This is a genomic window from Enterobacter sp. RIT418 (assembly GCF_003057745.1).
Lineage (GTDB): Bacteria > Pseudomonadota > Gammaproteobacteria > Enterobacterales > Enterobacteriaceae > Enterobacter.
In genome coordinates this window covers 25,956-41,935 of the sequence record NZ_QBJD02000004.1, presented here as the reverse complement: position 1 = coordinate 41,935, position 15,980 = coordinate 25,956, and the positions used below count along the sequence as shown (strand labels likewise).

At 58.8% G+C, this 15,980-nt stretch carries 12 protein-coding genes; 3 read left to right on the top strand and 9 right to left on the bottom strand.

Annotation, left to right across the window (positions count from 1 at the left end; genetic code table 11):
• Window positions 1–34: 34 nt before the first annotated feature.
• On the top strand, window positions 35–457 hold the full coding sequence (locus DBY73_RS05520) for a DoxX family protein (protein ID WP_112010205.1): 423 nt from the start codon (window positions 35–37) through the stop codon (window positions 455–457).
• A 53-nt stretch (window positions 458–510) separates the two neighbouring features.
• Here the strand turns inward: DBY73_RS05520 and glyA are convergent, their stop codons facing one another.
• The gene (gene glyA / locus DBY73_RS05515) at window positions 511–1,764 is read right to left on the bottom strand and encodes a serine hydroxymethyltransferase (RefSeq protein WP_112010204.1); all 1,254 of its coding nucleotides are present in this window, start codon (window positions 1,762–1,764) and stop codon (window positions 511–513) included.
• 303 nt (window positions 1,765–2,067) lie between these two features.
• Here glyA and hmpA point away from each other — a divergent pair, with 303 nt between their 5' ends.
• A complete protein-coding gene (gene hmpA, locus DBY73_RS05505) occupies window positions 2,068–3,258 on the top strand; it encodes an NO-inducible flavohemoprotein (protein ID WP_112010203.1) in 1,191 nt (396 codons plus the stop codon).
• 84 nt (window positions 3,259–3,342) lie between these two features.
• On the opposite strand, the gene glnB is transcribed toward hmpA, so the two are convergent.
• From glnB to purL, 5 genes are all read right to left on the bottom strand, one after another.
• Window positions 3,343–3,681, bottom strand: coding sequence for a nitrogen regulatory protein P-II (gene glnB / locus DBY73_RS05500; protein ID WP_003860685.1), 339 nt, complete (start codon window positions 3,679–3,681; stop codon window positions 3,343–3,345).
• Between the two features lie 79 nt (window positions 3,682–3,760).
• A complete protein-coding gene (glrR, locus tag DBY73_RS05495) occupies window positions 3,761–5,098 on the bottom strand; it encodes a two-component system response regulator GlrR (RefSeq protein ID WP_112010202.1) in 1,338 nt (445 codons plus the stop codon).
• Window positions 5,095–5,856 (bottom strand): two-component system QseEF-associated lipoprotein QseG, encoded by a 762-nt coding sequence (qseG, locus tag DBY73_RS05490; protein ID WP_112010201.1) that lies wholly within the window; start codon window positions 5,854–5,856, stop codon window positions 5,095–5,097. Before qseG ends, glrR begins: the two co-directional genes overlap by 4 nt.
• On the bottom strand, window positions 5,853–7,286 hold the full coding sequence (qseE, locus tag DBY73_RS05485; protein ID WP_112010200.1) for a two component system sensor histidine kinase QseE/GlrK: 1,434 nt from the start codon (window positions 7,284–7,286) through the stop codon (window positions 5,853–5,855). Before qseE ends, qseG begins: the two co-directional genes overlap by 4 nt.
• Window positions 7,287–7,817: 531 nt before the next feature.
• Window positions 7,818–11,705 (bottom strand): phosphoribosylformylglycinamidine synthase, encoded by a 3,888-nt coding sequence (gene purL, locus DBY73_RS05480; RefSeq protein WP_112010199.1) that lies wholly within the window; start codon window positions 11,703–11,705, stop codon window positions 7,818–7,820.
• Between the two features lie 268 nt (window positions 11,706–11,973).
• Here purL and mltF point away from each other — a divergent pair, with 268 nt between their 5' ends.
• A complete protein-coding gene (gene mltF, locus DBY73_RS05470) occupies window positions 11,974–13,524 on the top strand; it encodes a membrane-bound lytic murein transglycosylase MltF (RefSeq protein ID WP_112010197.1) in 1,551 nt (516 codons plus the stop codon).
• Here mltF and tadA read toward each other — a convergent pair.
• Genes tadA through DBY73_RS05455 form a run of 3 tightly spaced genes read right to left on the bottom strand, consistent with a single transcriptional unit; the run spans window position 13,412 to window position 15,978 of the window.
• Window positions 13,412–13,918, bottom strand: a complete 507-nt coding sequence (gene tadA / locus DBY73_RS05465) for a tRNA adenosine(34) deaminase TadA (protein ID WP_112010196.1) — start codon at window positions 13,916–13,918, stop codon at window positions 13,412–13,414. The two genes, mltF and tadA, sit on opposite strands and share 113 nt — an antisense overlap.
• 56 nt (window positions 13,919–13,974) lie before the next feature.
• The gene (gene yfhb, locus DBY73_RS05460; RefSeq protein ID WP_112010195.1) at window positions 13,975–14,610 is read right to left on the bottom strand and encodes a phosphatidylglycerophosphatase C; all 636 of its coding nucleotides are present in this window, start codon (window positions 14,608–14,610) and stop codon (window positions 13,975–13,977) included.
• Window positions 14,611–14,613: 3 nt separating this feature from the next.
• Window positions 14,614–15,978 carry a PTS transporter subunit EIIC gene (locus DBY73_RS05455; protein ID WP_112010194.1) on the bottom strand — a complete coding sequence of 455 codons (1,365 nt, stop codon included), beginning with the start codon at window positions 15,976–15,978 and terminating at the stop codon, window positions 14,614–14,616.
• Window positions 15,979–15,980 lie beyond the last annotated feature (2 nt).

Below are 15,980 nucleotides of genomic sequence, written 5' to 3'. Positions count from 1 at the left end.
TTTAAAACGGGATCCCCACAAAAACGAGCCACCTATGAACACTCTCCGTTATTTCGATTTTGGCCAGTCGCGTCATTTCCTGCTGCTGATTGCCCGCATCGCCATTGTTGTGCTGTTTATTATCTTTGGCTTTCCGAAGCTGACGGGATTTAGCGGCACGATACAATACATGACCTCCCTTGGCGCACCTATGCCAATGCTGGCCGCCATTATCGCCGTGGTGATGGAAGTCCCTTTCGCGATCCTTATCGTGCTCGGCTTTTTCACCCGCCCTCTCGCCGTGCTGTTTGTCTTCTATACGCTGGGGACGGCGGTGATTGGCCACCACTACTGGAACATGAGCGGAGATGCGGTGCTGCCTAACATGATTAACTTCTACAAGAACGTCAGTATCGCCGGGGCGTTCCTGCTGCTGGCGATTGTTGGTCCGGGGGCGATATCCCTTGACCGCCGTTAACGCATAAAAAAAGGCCGCGTACGCGGCCTTTTTGTTTCTGCGAAGCAGACGAATTATGCGTACACTGGGAAGCGCGCGCAGATATCCAGAACTTTACCCTTAACGCGCTCGATTACCGCTTCGTCATTGATATTGTCCAGAACGTCACACATCCAGCCCGCCAGCTCTTTCGCTTCCGCTTCTTTGAAGCCGCGACGCGTAATCGCCGGAGAACCGATACGGATACCGGACGTCACGAACGGGCTCTTCGGATCGTTTGGCACGCTGTTTTTGTTGACGGTGATGTTGGCGCGGCCCAGGGCAGCGTCAGCTTCTTTACCGGTCAGGTTTTTATCAACCAGATCCAGCAGGAACAGGTGGTTTTCAGTGCCGCCGGAGACCACTTTGTAGCCGCGGTTCAGGAACACGTCCACCATCGCTTTCGCGTTTTTGGCAACCTGCTGCTGGTAAACCTTAAACTCTGGCTCCATCGCTTCCTTCAGCGCAACGGCTTTCGCCGCGATGACGTGCATCAGCGGGCCGCCCTGCGCGCTTGGGAACACGGCAGAGTTCAGTTTCTTATACAGCTCTTCGTCACCGCCCTTCGCCAGGATCAGGCCGCCGCGCGGACCCGCCAGGGTTTTGTGGGTGGTGGTGGTGACAACGTGGGCGTGAGGAACCGGGTTAGGGTAAACGCCTGCGGCAATCAGGCCCGCCACGTGCGCCATATCGACGAACAGGTACGCGCCGATGCTGTCTGCGATTTCACGCATTTTTGCCCAGTCAACGATGCCGGAGTAGGCGGAGAAGCCGCCGATAATCATCTTCGGCTTGTGCTCTTTGGCCTGCTTCGCCATGTCTTCGTAGTCAATTTTACCGGACTCATCAATGCCGTAAGGAATGATGTTGTACAGTTTGCCGGAGAAGTTAACCGGGGAGCCGTGAGTCAGGTGGCCGCCCTGCGCCAGGTTCATACCGAGAACGGTGTCGCCCGGCTGCAGCAGCGCGGTGTAAACGGCAAAGTTAGCCTGAGAGCCAGAGTGCGGCTGCACGTTAGCATAGTCTGCGCCAAAGAGTTCTTTCGCACGGTCAATCGCCAGCTGCTCAACGATATCAACGTACTCGCAACCGCCGTAGTAGCGCTTGCCCGGGTAACCTTCAGCGTATTTGTTGGTCAGCTGAGAACCCTGCGCCTGCATGACGCGCGGGCTGGTGTAGTTCTCGGAGGCGATCAGTTCGATGTGCTCTTCCTGACGTACTTTTTCCTGCTCCATAGCCTGCCACAGTTCGGCATCATAATCGGCAATGTTCATTTCACGCTTTAACATCCGCATCTCCTGACTCAGCTAACAAGTAAATTTTGGCCTGAAAAGGCAGTCCAGTTGGACAACGCGCAACAGTATAACCGAATAGTTCTTCGATAACAGGTCTTGACAAATGATTTTACGCAAACGTTTCCCTTCGCTCCACGCAAGGGTTTGAGCAATAAAGCGGTCGTCCGTTTCAGCGGAATTCTTTTCAGCTTTGTGATGCATATTTTTCACTATGCAAAGAACCATTTACATTACAGGGTTATTTTTATAAGATGCATTCAAAATACATCATTAAAGTAACATATGAAGGAAGTTGCTATGTTAGACGCTCAAACCATCGCTACCGTTAAGGCTACCATTCCCCTGCTGGTTGAAACCGGTCCTAAGCTGACCGCCCATTTTTACGATCGCATGTTCGCGCACAATCCGGAGCTCAAAGAGATTTTTAACATGAGCAACCAGCGCAACGGCGATCAGCGTGAAGCGCTGTTTAACGCCATCGCCGCCTACGCCAGCAACATTGAAAACCTGCCGGCCCTGCTGCCTGCGGTAGAGAAAATCGCCCAGAAACATACCAGCTTCCAGATCCAACCCGAGCAGTACAACATCGTTGGCGCGCACCTGCTGGCGACGCTGGACGAAATGTTCAGCCCGGGCCAGGAAGTGCTGGACGCATGGGGTAAAGCCTACGGCGTGCTGGCAGGCGTGTTTATCAATCGTGAAGCGCAGATCTACAGCGAAAACGCCAGCAAAAACGGCGGCTGGGAAGGGACGCGTCCGTTCCGCATCGTAGAGAAAACGCCGCGCAGCTCACTGATTACCAGCTTTGAGTTTGAGCCGGTAGACGGCAAGCCGGTGGCGGACTATCAGCCCGGCCAGTATCTGGGCGTGTGGCTCAAGCCGGAAGGCTTCCCGCATCAGGAAATTCGCCAGTACTCCCTTACCCGTAAGCCGAACGGTAAAGGCTACCGTATTGCGGTGAAACGCGAAGAGAGTGGCCAGGTATCAAGCTGGCTGCATAACGAAGCGAAAGTAGGCGACGTGGTTCATCTGGCCGCGCCTGCCGGCGATTTCTTTATGACCGTGGACGCCAATACCCCGGTCACGCTGATCTCCGCGGGCGTGGGCCAAACGCCGATGCTGGCGATGCTGGACACCCTGGCGAAAGCAAACCATAGCGCGCAGGTAAACTGGTTCCACGCCGCCGAGAATGGCGACGTGCATGCCTTCGCTGATGAAGTGAAAACGCTGGCGGCGGCTCTGCCGCGCTTTAGCGCGCATACATGGTATCGCCTGCCGACAGAGGCCGACCGCGCCGCGGCGCGCTTCGACAGCGAAGGGCTGATGGATTTACGCCAGCATGAAGGGGCGTTCAGCGCGCCGGAGATGCAGTTCTACGTCTGCGGGCCGGTGGCGTTTATGCAGTTTGCCGCGAAGCAGCTGGTTGAGCTGGGCGTGAATAAAGACAACATTCATTACGAATGCTTCGGCCCGCACAAGGTGTTGTAATGCAAAAAGCCCCTCGTTCGAGGGGCTTTTTTTTTCGCCGGGTGGCGGCTGAGCCTTACCCGGCCTACATAACCGTTGGCAATGTTAAATCGCCGCGTCGTCTTCTTCGCCGGTACGGATACGGATCACGCGCGCCACGTCGAAGACGAAGATTTTCCCGTCGCCGATTTTTCCCGTCTGCGCCGTGCGGATAATGGTATCCACGCAGGTATCGACGATATCGTCACTGACCACAATTTCGATTTTCACTTTCGGCAGAAAGTCCACCATGTACTCCGCGCCACGATAAAGCTCGGTGTGGCCCTTCTGGCGACCAAAACCCTTCACTTCCGTCACGGTCATCCCGGTGATGCCCACTTCCGCGAGCGCTTCACGCACATCGTCCAGTTTGAAAGGTTTAATAATCGCATCAATCTTTTTCATGGTGGGTCCTTAAACGCTTGCCTGTAAGCTGATCGTAATCGATTGCTCACAGTATCATATTCATTCAAATTTTGCGGTACTACTCTTTAAAATCGTTCGCTTCCAGCTCGTGGCGCGACAGCAGCTTGTAGAACTCGGTGCGGTTGCGTCCGGCCATGCGCGCCGCGTGGGTCACGTTGCCCTTGGTGATCTGCAGGAGCTTGCGCAGATAGTTCAGCTCGAACTGGTTGCGCGCTTCGGCAAAGGTCGGCAGCGCGGTGTTTTCCCCTTCCAGCGCCTGCTCAACCAGCGCGTCGCCGATGACCGGCGACGAGCTCAGCGCGACGCACTGCTCAATTACGTTCACCAGCTGGCGCACGTTCCCCGGCCAGCTCGCCGTCATCAGGCGCTTCATCGCATCCGTAGAAAACGCGCGCACGAACGGCTTGTGCCGGTCGGCGGACTGGCGCAGCAGGTGGTTTGCCAGCAGCGGAATGTCTTCCGCACGCTCGGCCAGCGCCGGAAGCTTGAGGTTGACCACGTTCAGGCGGTAGTAGAGATCTTCGCGGAACTCGTTGCGCGCCATCACCTTCGGCAAGTCCCGGTGGGTGGCAGAAATAATGCGCACGTTAATGTCGATATCGCGGTTGCTGCCAAGCGGGCGTACCTTGCGCTCCTGCAGCACGCGCAGCAGCTTCACCTGCAGCGGCGCGGGCATGTCGCCAATTTCATCGAGGAAAAGCGTGCCGCCTTCCGCCGCCTGGAACAGCCCTTCCCGGCTGCTCACCGCGCCGGTAAACGCGCCGCGGGCGTGACCGAACAGCTCTGACTCCAGCAGCTGCTCCGGCAGCGCGCCGCAGTTGATGGCAATAAACGCGTTTTTACTGCGCGGGCTGGCGTTATGGATAGCCTGCGCGAGGATCTCTTTCCCGGTGCCGCTCTGGCCGTTAATCAGCACGCTGACGTCAGACTGCGCCACCATTCTCGCCTGCTCCAGCAGGCGCAGCATCAGCGGGCTGCGCGTCACAATCGATTCACGCCACGCGTCGTCGCCTGACGACGCCGTGTGCTCAAGGGCGCTGTCGATGGCTTTGTAGAGCGCGTCCTTGTCCACCGGCTTGGTCAGGAAGCTGAAGACGCCCTGCTGGGTAGCGGCCACGGCATCCGGAATCGAGCCGTGGGCGGTAAGGATAATGACCGGCATCCCCGGCTGCTGCTTCTGGATCTCCGTGAACAGCTGCATGCCGTCCATCTCGTCCATGCGCAGATCGCTTATCACCAGATCGATTTTCTCGCGGGAAAGGACCTTCAGCCCCTCCTGTCCGCTTTCGGCGGTGACCACGCTGTAGCCTTCGCTGACGAGGCGCATCCCAAGCAGCTTCAGCAGCCCGGGATCGTCATCCACCAGCAGCAGGTGGGCAGGTTTGCGGCTTGTCATGGCTTAACATCCTCTTGTTTCTGCGTATCGCCGTCTCGCTCCGGCTCGTCGGAGGCGGGCGCGCTCTTTGAACTGTCCGGCAGATAGTTGCCCGCCGGCTTGCGCGTTGAGAGCTGCCTTTCGATATCGGTCAGGTTTTCAAGCTTGCGCGTCGTGGTATCGAGCTGCGCGCGTAAAAATTGCTGCTGCTGGCGGAGCGTGTCAAGCTCGGAATCGGACGACTGCTGAAGCCTGCTGTAGCGCGAGCGCTCCTCTGACAGCTGCAGCTGCAGCACCTGCCCGTCGCGCCAGAGCTGATATACCGGGCGCACCTGCGCAGGGATATTCGCACTCACGGCATCCAGGCGCGCGGTATTAGCGCGGCGCTCAACGGGGGTGATTTTAGCGTCGGCCAGCAAAATGGCGCGCCTGAAGTTTTCCTGCCAGGTTTCATTGCCCCACAGCGCCGCCTGCGCGCGGGCGGTGGCGGGAGACAGGCGCTGGGAACAATCGATACCGCGCAGCCAGTACAGCGGGTTTGACTCGACGTCATGCCCGGAGAGGTTCCAGAGATCGTCGCAGCGGGTCGTCAGGAAATCCGCGAGCTGATTCTCCGGCCATTTGTCGTCTTGCTTATCGCTAATCGCGCTTTTCGGCGCATGGGATACGCATCCCGCAAGCAGCAGGCAGGAGACGCCCGCGCGCATTTTTTTACTGGAAAATACCGCGCGCAGCGCGCGGCTAAAGACGTGTGACATATTCACCAGATAGAGATTCATTTCATTGTTTTTTCCGGCTCAAGAGGCAGTTCAATGCGAAAACAGACGTCTGCGCGTTCGTCGCTAACGATGCTGAGTTCGCCCTGCATGCGTTGTATGCAGTCCCGGGCAATGCTAAGCCCCAGACCGCTTCCTTTTACTGCGCCTTTCCGCTGATGGCTTCCCTGGTAAAAGGGTTCAAAAATCATCTTTTGTTCGTCATCAGGAATGGGGGTGCCGGTATTGGCGACGTCGATAAGCACCCGGGAATCCTTCACATAGCTTCGAAGATAAATGGTACCGGATTCAGTACCATAGTGCACCGCATTGGAATAAAGATTATCCAGAACGCTCATGAGCAGCATCGGCTCGGCCCGACAGACCTGCGCCGTGAGATCAACCTCGGTATGCATCATTTTAGCCCGTGCCGGCAAGCTATGGGCGGAGATCACCCTTTCTACCAGCGGTTCAATTTCGACCGCTTCCAGCACCACGGCACCGTCCGCCAGCCTGCGGTTGTAGTCCAGCAGCTGCTCAATCAGCTTTTGCAGATTACGGCTGCTGTCGTCGAGGATATCAACAATCTCTTTTTGTTCCGCCGTCAGCGGGCCCGCCACTTCATCCGCCAGCAGCTCGGTGCCTTCGCGCATGCTGGCAAGCGGGGTTTTAAGCTCGTGGGAGATATGGCGTAAAAACTGATGGCGCTGTGATTCGAGCCACGCCAGACGCTCAGAGAGCCAGATGATGCGCTGCCCGACGGAGCGCAGCTCGCGCGGGCCGGTAAACGCGACCGTATCGCCGAGCGATTTACCTTCCCCCAGGCGATTGATCATTCGCTGGATACCCTTCACCGGGCCGATGATCATGCGGGTAAACAGCAGCACCAGCGCCAGGCTCACCAGGAACAGCACCAGCGCCTGCCAGCCGAAGAACTGGCCGCGCTCGGCGATCTCCTGCTGGAGCTGCTGCCCGCGGGAAAAAATAACGGTGCGCGTGGTCTGCACCATCTCGGTATTTGCCGCGGCGAAAGCCTCCAGGCTCGCGGCGGCGGCGGCGTCCGGCCCGCTGTTTTTACACTGCAGACGGGCCAGCGCGTTGAGGTCCTGTCGCAGCGCCTGATAAAGCTTGTCGTCCGGCAGCACGCCCGCGTGCGCGTCCAGCATGTCGCTGTAGCGCTTGCGTTGATTTTGATACACCTTTTCCAGCGTCCGGTCGTCCAGCACGCAGTACTGGCGGTAGCTGCGCTCCATCTCCAGCGCCGCGTTGGTCATGGCCTCGCTGCGCCGCGCGTCGATGAGCGTTGTCCGGTTGGTCAACGCCGCCTGGGCGCTCAGCGCATTCAGGCTTTGCCACGCCTGCCAGGCCAGCACCAGCAATGGCAGAAGGATAAGCAGAAAAGCCATCATGACGAGCTGTCGAAGGGAGCGGGGAAAAGCAGGCCAGCGTTTCAACACGTTACTCTCTTAATGTGGGTGTTATGAGAGCCTAACTGAGACTGCCCTTCAGATACAACAAAGCCGGGTAAAAACCCGGCTTTGTTGTGGAATGAGGCGGTGCCTAACTCGACGTTTCGCCCTGGCCTGATAAAGCAACGCTATGATCAGTAGTTGGACGGCAGGCACCTTGTTGTGCGTCATTCGAAGTTTATGTAGCACGTCCCGAAGGGGCTGACATAAGAAGGTGAATGAGCCACTGGTTATTATTATGCAACACCCGTGCCAAAATGCAAAATAAAAGATTAAATTACTGATATTTATAAAATTTATATATTTTCTCGATTCATTATCGGTTGAATGATTTCCAGGCTAAGTGTCGCTATTAAGCAACACCTTAACGGGAACCGTTCCTACCCTATAAAAATCAATCTGTTATGTGTCTCCTTTTAGAGACAGCGCTAATATGATTTGTCGCGATTTTGCGACAGAGATAAAAAAGCCCGGTAGCGATCGTGCCTACCGGGCCTACGCGGAATGCGCTAAAACTTAGCCCAGCTGCTTACGCGCGTTGCGGAAAATACGCATCCACGGGCCGTCCTCGCCCCAGTTTTCCGGGTGCCAGGAGTTGCTCACGGTGCGGAACACGCGCTCCGGGTGCGGCATCATGATCGTCGCACGGCCGCTTTCGCTGGTCACCGCCGTAATGCCGTTCGCCGAACCGTTCGGGTTTGCCGGGTAGGTTTCGGTAACCTTGCCGAAGTTATCGACAAAGCGCAGCGCCACCAGGCCTTTGCTTTCAAGCGTAGCCAGATGCGCAGCGTCGCGGACCTCGACCTGCCCTTCTCCGTGAGAAACGGCGATTGGCATCTGCGAACCCACCATGCCCTGCAGCAGCAGGGACGGGCTTTGCGTCACTTCCACCAGGCTAAAGCGCGCTTCGAAGCGGTCAGACCGGTTGCGCACGAAGCGCGGCCAGGCCTCGCTGCCCGGGATCAGCTCGCGCAGGTTAGACATCATCTGGCAGCCGTTACAGACGCCCAGCGCCAGCGTTTGCGGACGGTGGAAGAAGGTTTCGAACTCGTCGCGCACGCGGCTGTTGAACAGAATGGACTTCGCCCAGCCTTCGCCCGCGCCCAGCACGTCGCCGTAGGAGAAGCCGCCGCAGGCCACCAGCGCCTGGAAATCTTCCAGCCCGGTGCGCCCTGCCAGCAGGTCGCTCATGTGGACGTCGATAGCGTCAAAGCCCGCGCGGTGGAAGGCGGCCGCCATCTCAACGTGGGAGTTAACGCCCTGCTCGCGCAGCACGGCCACTTTCGGACGCGCGCCGGTCGCAATGTACGGCGCGGCGATGTCTTCATTGATGTCGAAGGAGAGCTTCACGTTCAGGCCCGGATCGTTGTCGTTCGCCCTGGCGTCGTGTTCCTGATCCGCGCATTCCGGGTTATCGCGCAGGCGCTGCATCTGCCAGGTGGTTTCCGCCCACCACATGCGAAGGGTGGTGCGGCTTTCGCTGAACACCGCGTGGCCATCGGCTTCAATCACGAAGCGATCGCCCTGCACCGCTTTCCCGAGATAGTGCACGCAGTCCGCCAGGCCGTGCTGTGCCAGCAGCGCCTCGACGGCTTCGCGATCCGCCGCGCGCACCTGAATCACCGCGCCCAGCTCTTCATTAAACAGCGCCGCCAGACGGTCTTCGCCAAGCGTGGCAACGTTGGCTTCCACGCCGCAGTGGCCGGTAAAGGCCATTTCAGCCAGGGTGACCAGCAGGCCGCCGTCGGAACGGTCGTGGTAGGCCAGCAGCCTGCGCTGGGCGACCAGCGCCTGAATGGCGTCGTAGAAGCCCTTCAGCTGCGCCACGTCGCGCACGTCGGCTGGCTTATCGCCAAGCTGACGGTAAACCTGCGCCAGCGCGGTGGCCCCCAGCGCGTTTTGGCCTTTGCCCAGGTCAATCAGCAGCAGGGCGTTATCTTCAGTGGAAAGCTGCGGCGTGACGGTACCGCGCACGTCCTCCACGCGGGCAAACGCGGTAATCACCAGCGACAGCGGAGAGGTCATCTCGCGCTGCTCGCTGCCTTCCTGCCAGCGGGTTTTCATCGACATCGAGTCTTTACCCACCGGAATGGTCAGGCCGAGCGCGGGGCAGAGCTCTTCACCGACGGCTTTCACCGCCTCATACAGGCCCGCATCTTCGCCAGGGTGGCCGGCTGCGGCCATCCAGTTCGCGGAGAGCTTGATGCGTTTGATATCGCCAATCTGCGTGGCGGCGATGTTGGTCAGCGCTTCCCCCACGGCCAGGCGGGCGGAGGCCGCGAAGTCCAGCAGCGCCACCGGCGAACGTTCGCCCAGCGCCATTGCTTCGCCGTAGTAGCTGTCGAGGCTGGCGGTGGTGACCGCGCAGTTCGCCACCGGGACCTGCCACGGGCCGACCATCTGGTCGCGCGACACCATGCCGGTCACGGTGCGGTCGCCGATGGTCACGAGGAAGGTTTTCTCCGCAACCGCAGGCAGGTGCAGCACGCGGTTGACCGCGTCGGCAACGGTGATGCCCTGACGATCCAGCGCCTTGCCCGCCGCCTGACGGGTTTCCACGTCGCGGGTCATTTTCGGCGTTTTGCCGAGCAGAACGTCCAGCGGCAGATCGATCGGCTGGTTGTCGAAATGGGTGTCGCTTAGGGAGAGGTGTTGCTCTTCGGTCGCTTCGCCAATGACGGCGTACGGCGCGCGCTCGCGGCGGCACAGCTCGTCAAACAGCGGCAGCTGGTCGGCGGCAACCGCCAGCACGTAGCGCTCCTGAGATTCGTTACACCAGATTTCCAGCGGGCTCATGCCCGGCTCATCGCTGAGAATGTCGCGCAGGTTGAAGCGGCCGCCGCGGCCGCCGTCGCTGACCAGCTCCGGCATGGCGTTGGACAGACCGCCCGCACCCACGTCGTGGATGAAGAGGATCGGGTTGGCATCGCCCAGCTGCCAGCAGCGGTCGATCACTTCCTGACAGCGACGCTCCATTTCCGGGTTGTCGCGCTGCACGGAGGCAAAATCAAGATCCGCATCAGACTGGCCGGACGCCATAGAGGATGCCGCGCCGCCGCCCAGGCCGATGTTCATCGCCGGGCCGCCCAGCACGATCAGCTTCGCGCCGACGACGATCTCGCCTTTCTGCACGTGATCGGCACGGATGTTGCCGATCCCGCCCGCCAGCATGATCGGCTTGTGGTAGCCGCGCAGCTCTTCGCCGTTGTGGCTGTCCACTTTCTCTTCGTAGGTACGGAAGTAGCCGTTCAGCGCCGGACGGCCAAATTCGTTGTTAAACGCCGCGCCGCCCAGCGGGCCATCGGTCATGATGTCCAGCGCGGTCACGATGCGCTCCGGCTTGCCGAAGTCTTCTTCCCACGGCTGTTCGAAGCCCGGGATGCGCAGGTTAGAGACGGAGAAACCCACCAGGCCCGCTTTCGGTTTAGCACCGCGTCCGGTGGCGCCTTCGTCACGAATTTCACCGCCAGAACCGGTCGCCGCGCCCGGCCACGGGGAGATCGCCGTCGGGTGGTTGTGGGTTTCCACCTTCATCAGGATGTGGGCAGGCTCCTGATGGAAGTCGTAGCGGCCGGTGGCGTGGTCGGCAAAATAGCGTCCCACTTCGGAGCCTTCCATTACCGCGGCGTTGTCCTTATAGGCTGACAGCACGTGAACGGGCGTTTGCTCCATGGTGTTTTTGATCATTTTGAACAGCGATTTAGGCTGTTTCTCACCGTCGATAACCCAGTCGGCGTTGAAAATTTTATGGCGGCAGTGCTCGGAGTTCGCCTGCGCAAACATATAGAGTTCGATGTCGTTCGGATTGCGGTTCAGCTTAACGAACGCGTCCTGCAGGTAGTCAATCTCGTCGTCTGCCAGCGCCAGGCCGAGACGCAGGTTGGCGTCAATCAGCGCCTGGCGGCCCTGCCCGAGCAGGTCCACGCTTTGCACCGGCGCGGGCTGGTGATGAGAGAACAGCTGCTGCGCCTCTTCAAGAGAGATAAACACGCTCTCCATCATGCGGTCGTGCAGCTCGGCGGCAACGGCCTGCCACTGCGCGTCGGTCAGGGTGGATGCTTCGACGTAGTACGCCACGCCGCGCTCAAGGCGATTAATCTGGCTCAGGCCGCAGTTGTGTGCGATATCGGTCGCTTTAGAAGACCAGGGGGAGATGGTGCCGGGACGCGGCGTCGCAAGGATCAGTTTACCGGTTGGCGAGTGGCTGCTCAGGCTAGGACCGTATTTGAGCAGACGCTCCAGCTGTACGCGCTCCTCTGCGTTCAGGGGAGCATTCAGGTCAGCAAAATGGACATACTCAGCGTAAATAGTGCTTACCGGAAGGTCGGCTGCCTGAAAACGTGCCAGCAGTTTGTTAATACGGAAGGCAGACAGTGCAGGCGAACCACGCAGAATTTCCATCATAAGTCTCTCGTCTTCGAAGCGCCGGGGCGCTTACAGTGTGCGCAAGGGGGGGAAAACGGGCGTCATTATAGAGAATCCTGAGCGCCGACGAAACCGTTTGCGTCGAAATAAAATCCGCGCAGACCTTTAGCAATAGATGTGACCTGTCTCTCTAATTGGTTGCCAAGTGGCGCAAGTTTACGCAAAATGCCGCTCATTCAATGGCAAACCTAACTTTTCACATGACTACAGCACACTGAGGCAATTGACGTCGCAGAGAATTAACTAATTGAAAAAATTAAAGATTAATTATCTGCTCATCGGCATTGTTACGTTGCTGCTGGCAGTGGCCCTCTGGCCTTCTATCCCCTGGTTCGGTAAACCCGAAAACCGCATCGCCGCCATTCAGGAGCGGGGAGTGCTTCGCGTCAGTACCCTCTCCTCTCCACTCATCTATAGCGACATTAACGGCAAAACGATTGGCCTCGACTATGAGCTGGCCCAGCAGTTCGCTGACTATCTCGGCGTTAAGCTCGACATCACCGTTCGCCAGAATATTAATCAGCTGTTTGACGATTTGGACAACAACAAAGCGGACGTTCTCGCGGCGGGGCTGGTCTATAACTCCGAGCGCAGCAAGAACTATCAGCCGGGCCCGACCTACTATTCCGTTTCCCAGCAGCTGGTTTACCGCGTTGGCAACCAGCGTCCACGCTCGCTGGAAGGACTCACGGAGCAGCAGCTGACGATCGCGCCGGGGCACGTAGTGATTGACGATCTGCGCAGCCTCAAGGAAAAGAAATATCCCGATCTGAGCTGGAAGGTTGATCCGAAGCTGGGCACCAACGAGCTGCTTGAACAGGTGAAAGACAAGAAGCTGGCCTACACGATTGCCGATTCGGTGGCGATCAGCCTGTTCCAGCGCGTTCACCCGGAAATTGCCGTGGCGCTGGACGTGACCGATGAGCAGCCGGTGACCTGGTTTAGCCAGCTGGACGACGATCAGACCCTCTCCGCCGCCATGCTTGACTTCTTCAACACCATCAATGAAGACGGTACGCTGGCGCGGCTGGAAGAGAAATACCTCGGCCACGGGGATGACTTTGACTACGTGGATACCCGCAGCTTCCTGCGCGCGGTGGACAGCGTGCTGCCGGACCTGCAGCCGCTGTTCGAGAAGTACGCCGAGAAAATTGACTGGCGGCTTTTGGCGGCAATCTCCTATCAGGAATCGCACTGGGATACCCAGGCCACCTCCCCAACCGGCGTGCGCGGGCTAATGATGCTGACCAAAAACACCGCGCAGAGCCTCGGCGTCATTGACAGGACCGATGCGGAACAGAGCATCAGCGGCGGCGCTCAATATTTGCAGGATATGATGGCAAAAGTGCCGGAAACGGTGCCGGAAGAGGAGCGCATCTGGTTCGCGCTGGCGGCCTATAACATGGGCTACGCGCACATGCTGGACGCGCGCGCGCTCACGGCGAAAACGAAAGGTAACCCCGATAGCTGGTCAGACGTCAAGCAGCGCCTGCCGCTGCTTAGCCAAAAGCCGTGGTACAACAAGCTGACGTACGGATACGCGCGCGGGCATGAAGCCTACGCCTACGTTGAGAATATTCGAAAATACCAGATTAGCCTGGTGGGTTATCTGCTCGAGAAGGAAAAAGAGGCCACCGAGGCGCAGCAGATCGCGCAGAGCTACCCGGTGGTCTCGCCGGACGAGGTTAATCGTCCTTCCGCTTCAATTCTGCCTTTTGTTGCTTTTTCTGCTGCCGACGCATACGGAAGAAATCACTTAATAGCCCCGAACACTCTGGTGCAAGCACCCCACCGATAGTCTTCACCTGGTGGTTCATCCCCGGGTGACCGAGCACGTCCATCAGCGAGCCGGCCGCGCCGGTTTTTTCATCCCGCGCGCCGAAGACCAGCGTACCGATGCGGCTGTGCACCATCGCACCGGAGCACATGACGCAAGGTTCAAGCGTGACGTACAGCGTGGTATCAAGCAGGCGATAGTTTTGCAGCACCAGCCCGCCCTGACGTAGCGCCATGATTTCGGCATGCGCCGTGGGATCGTGACGCCCAATCGGACGGTTCCAGCCTTCGCCAATCACCTGGTTGTTATGAACCAGCACCGCGCCGACGGGCACTTCACCCTCTTCCCAGGCGCGCTGAGCCAGCGCAAGCGCGTGGCGCATCCAGTATTCATGATCGTATTCAGAGGTGGACAAGGGCTGTTACTCCAGTTAAAAGCGGGCGGCATTATACACACCCGTTCTGGATAAGACTATTCGAGCTGCTGAAGATCGCCCATCGGCGTGACGCGCCAGCGGTGCTGGCAAAAGTTGAGCAGCGGGTTGTCCTGTTTGCTGTCGCTGTAGCCGCTGTAGAGGTTCAAAGGCGCGCCGATGCGCTTCTCAAGCTGAACCACTTTCTCATGGCCCAGACAGCGCAGGGTCAACACCCAGCCGCCGTAGGCGCGGGAAATCTGGGTGGCGATGAGATTTACGCGCGGCAGCCACGGGGTATCAAAATAGACACGATCCACCAGCGGCTGCGGCGAGCCGGTGATTAGCCAGATGTCCGCATCGTTCGCATTCAGATAGTCAGTAAGCCGCTGCTGCACCACGGGAAACGCGGTCACATGACCGCGAAACCACTGGACAAAATCGTGCTCAAGCTGCTTGAGCCGGGCTTCGCTGTGGCCAAAGGTGCAGCCCCACAGTAATAGGCTCATCGGCCAGCGCGCGGCGCGGCCCTGAATCAGCAGCCCAGCACCAATGATGGGTAAGAGAGGCAACACGAGCAGCGCGTTGAGGGGCTGACGCCGCAGCAGATAGCGTATGAACGTGCCAAACATATCCTGCTGATGCAGCGTACCGTCCAGGTCAAAAAAGACAACGCGACGCTCGTTATTATTCAAACCTTACTCCTCTGGATCGTTGAACCCTATTAGCCAGGTAAAGAAGAACCCGGCGATTACCGCAGCCAAATAGCCTAGCAGATAGAGCATAACTTTTCCGGTGACGATGGTTAATGCCAGCGGTAAACCGGAGATGCCAAAGGTAATAACGGTCGCTACCTTCCAGTAGCTGATCAGCGCGCCGCCTACCGCGCCGCCGATACAGGCGGCGAGGAACGGTTTACCCAGCGGCAGCGTAACGCCGAAAATGAGCGGCTCGCCAATTCCGAGTAATCCGACCGGCAGCGCGCCTTTGATCACCTTTTTCAGCCGCGCGTTGCGGGTTTTCATCAGCACCGCTATGGCCGCACCCACCTGCCCTACGCCCGCCATCGACAGAATAGGCAGCAGCGCGTTGTAGCCGTGAGCCTGTACCAGCTCGACGTGAATGGGCACCAGCCCCTGGTGCAGGCCGGTCAACACCAGCGGCAGGAAGGTGCCTGAAAGGACGGCACCCACGAGCAGGCCGCCGCGATCGATAGCTAAAGACGCGCCGTGGGCGATAGCCTCAGAAATCCAGCCGCCCAGAGGCTGCAGCGCCACAATCGCCACGCTGCCGGTGATCAGCGTCGTCAGCAGCGGATTGAGAATAAGCTCAATCGAGCCGGGCAGCACGGCGCGCAGCTTTTTCTCGATCCAACACATCAGAATAACCACGAGCAGCACCGCAATGACGCCGCCTCGCCCAGGCTGAAGCGCCTCGCCGAACAGCGTGATCTGCGCGAGCTGCGGGCTGGAAAGAATACCGGCCATCACGCCGCCCATCGCCAGAGAACCGCCAAACACCTTCGCGGCGTTAACCCCCACCAGAATGTTCATAATGGCAAACACGGCGCTGCCGAAAATTCCCAGTATGCCGAGCAGGTTTGGATACTGCGTGGCGAAGTCGCCGACGATATCCGGGCGCTTGAGAATATTGATAATCCCGGTGATCAGGCCGGAGGCGATAAACGCCGGAATAAGCGGAATAAAGACGTTTGCCAGCTGGCGCAGCGCATCGCTCATCGGCGCTTTATATTTCGCCTTTGCCTGCGCTTTAACGCGGTCGGCATCGTTAGGTGGCGTCGCTGCTTCGCCGCCCGTCATCAGCGCTCGCATCGCGTCAACGACCTGCGCCGCCTTGCCCGGCCCCACAATCAGCTGGTGCTGCTGGCCCTGCTTGACGTATCCGCTGACGCCGGAGAGCTTTTTCAGGCGAGCCAGATCGAGGCGTTCGTCGTCGTGCACCTCAACGCGCACGCGCGTCATGCAGTTTTCCAGACGCTGAATATTTTTTTCTCCACCGATTCCCTGAAGGATGTCGCTGGCGAGGGCTGCTGTCTTTTCCATAA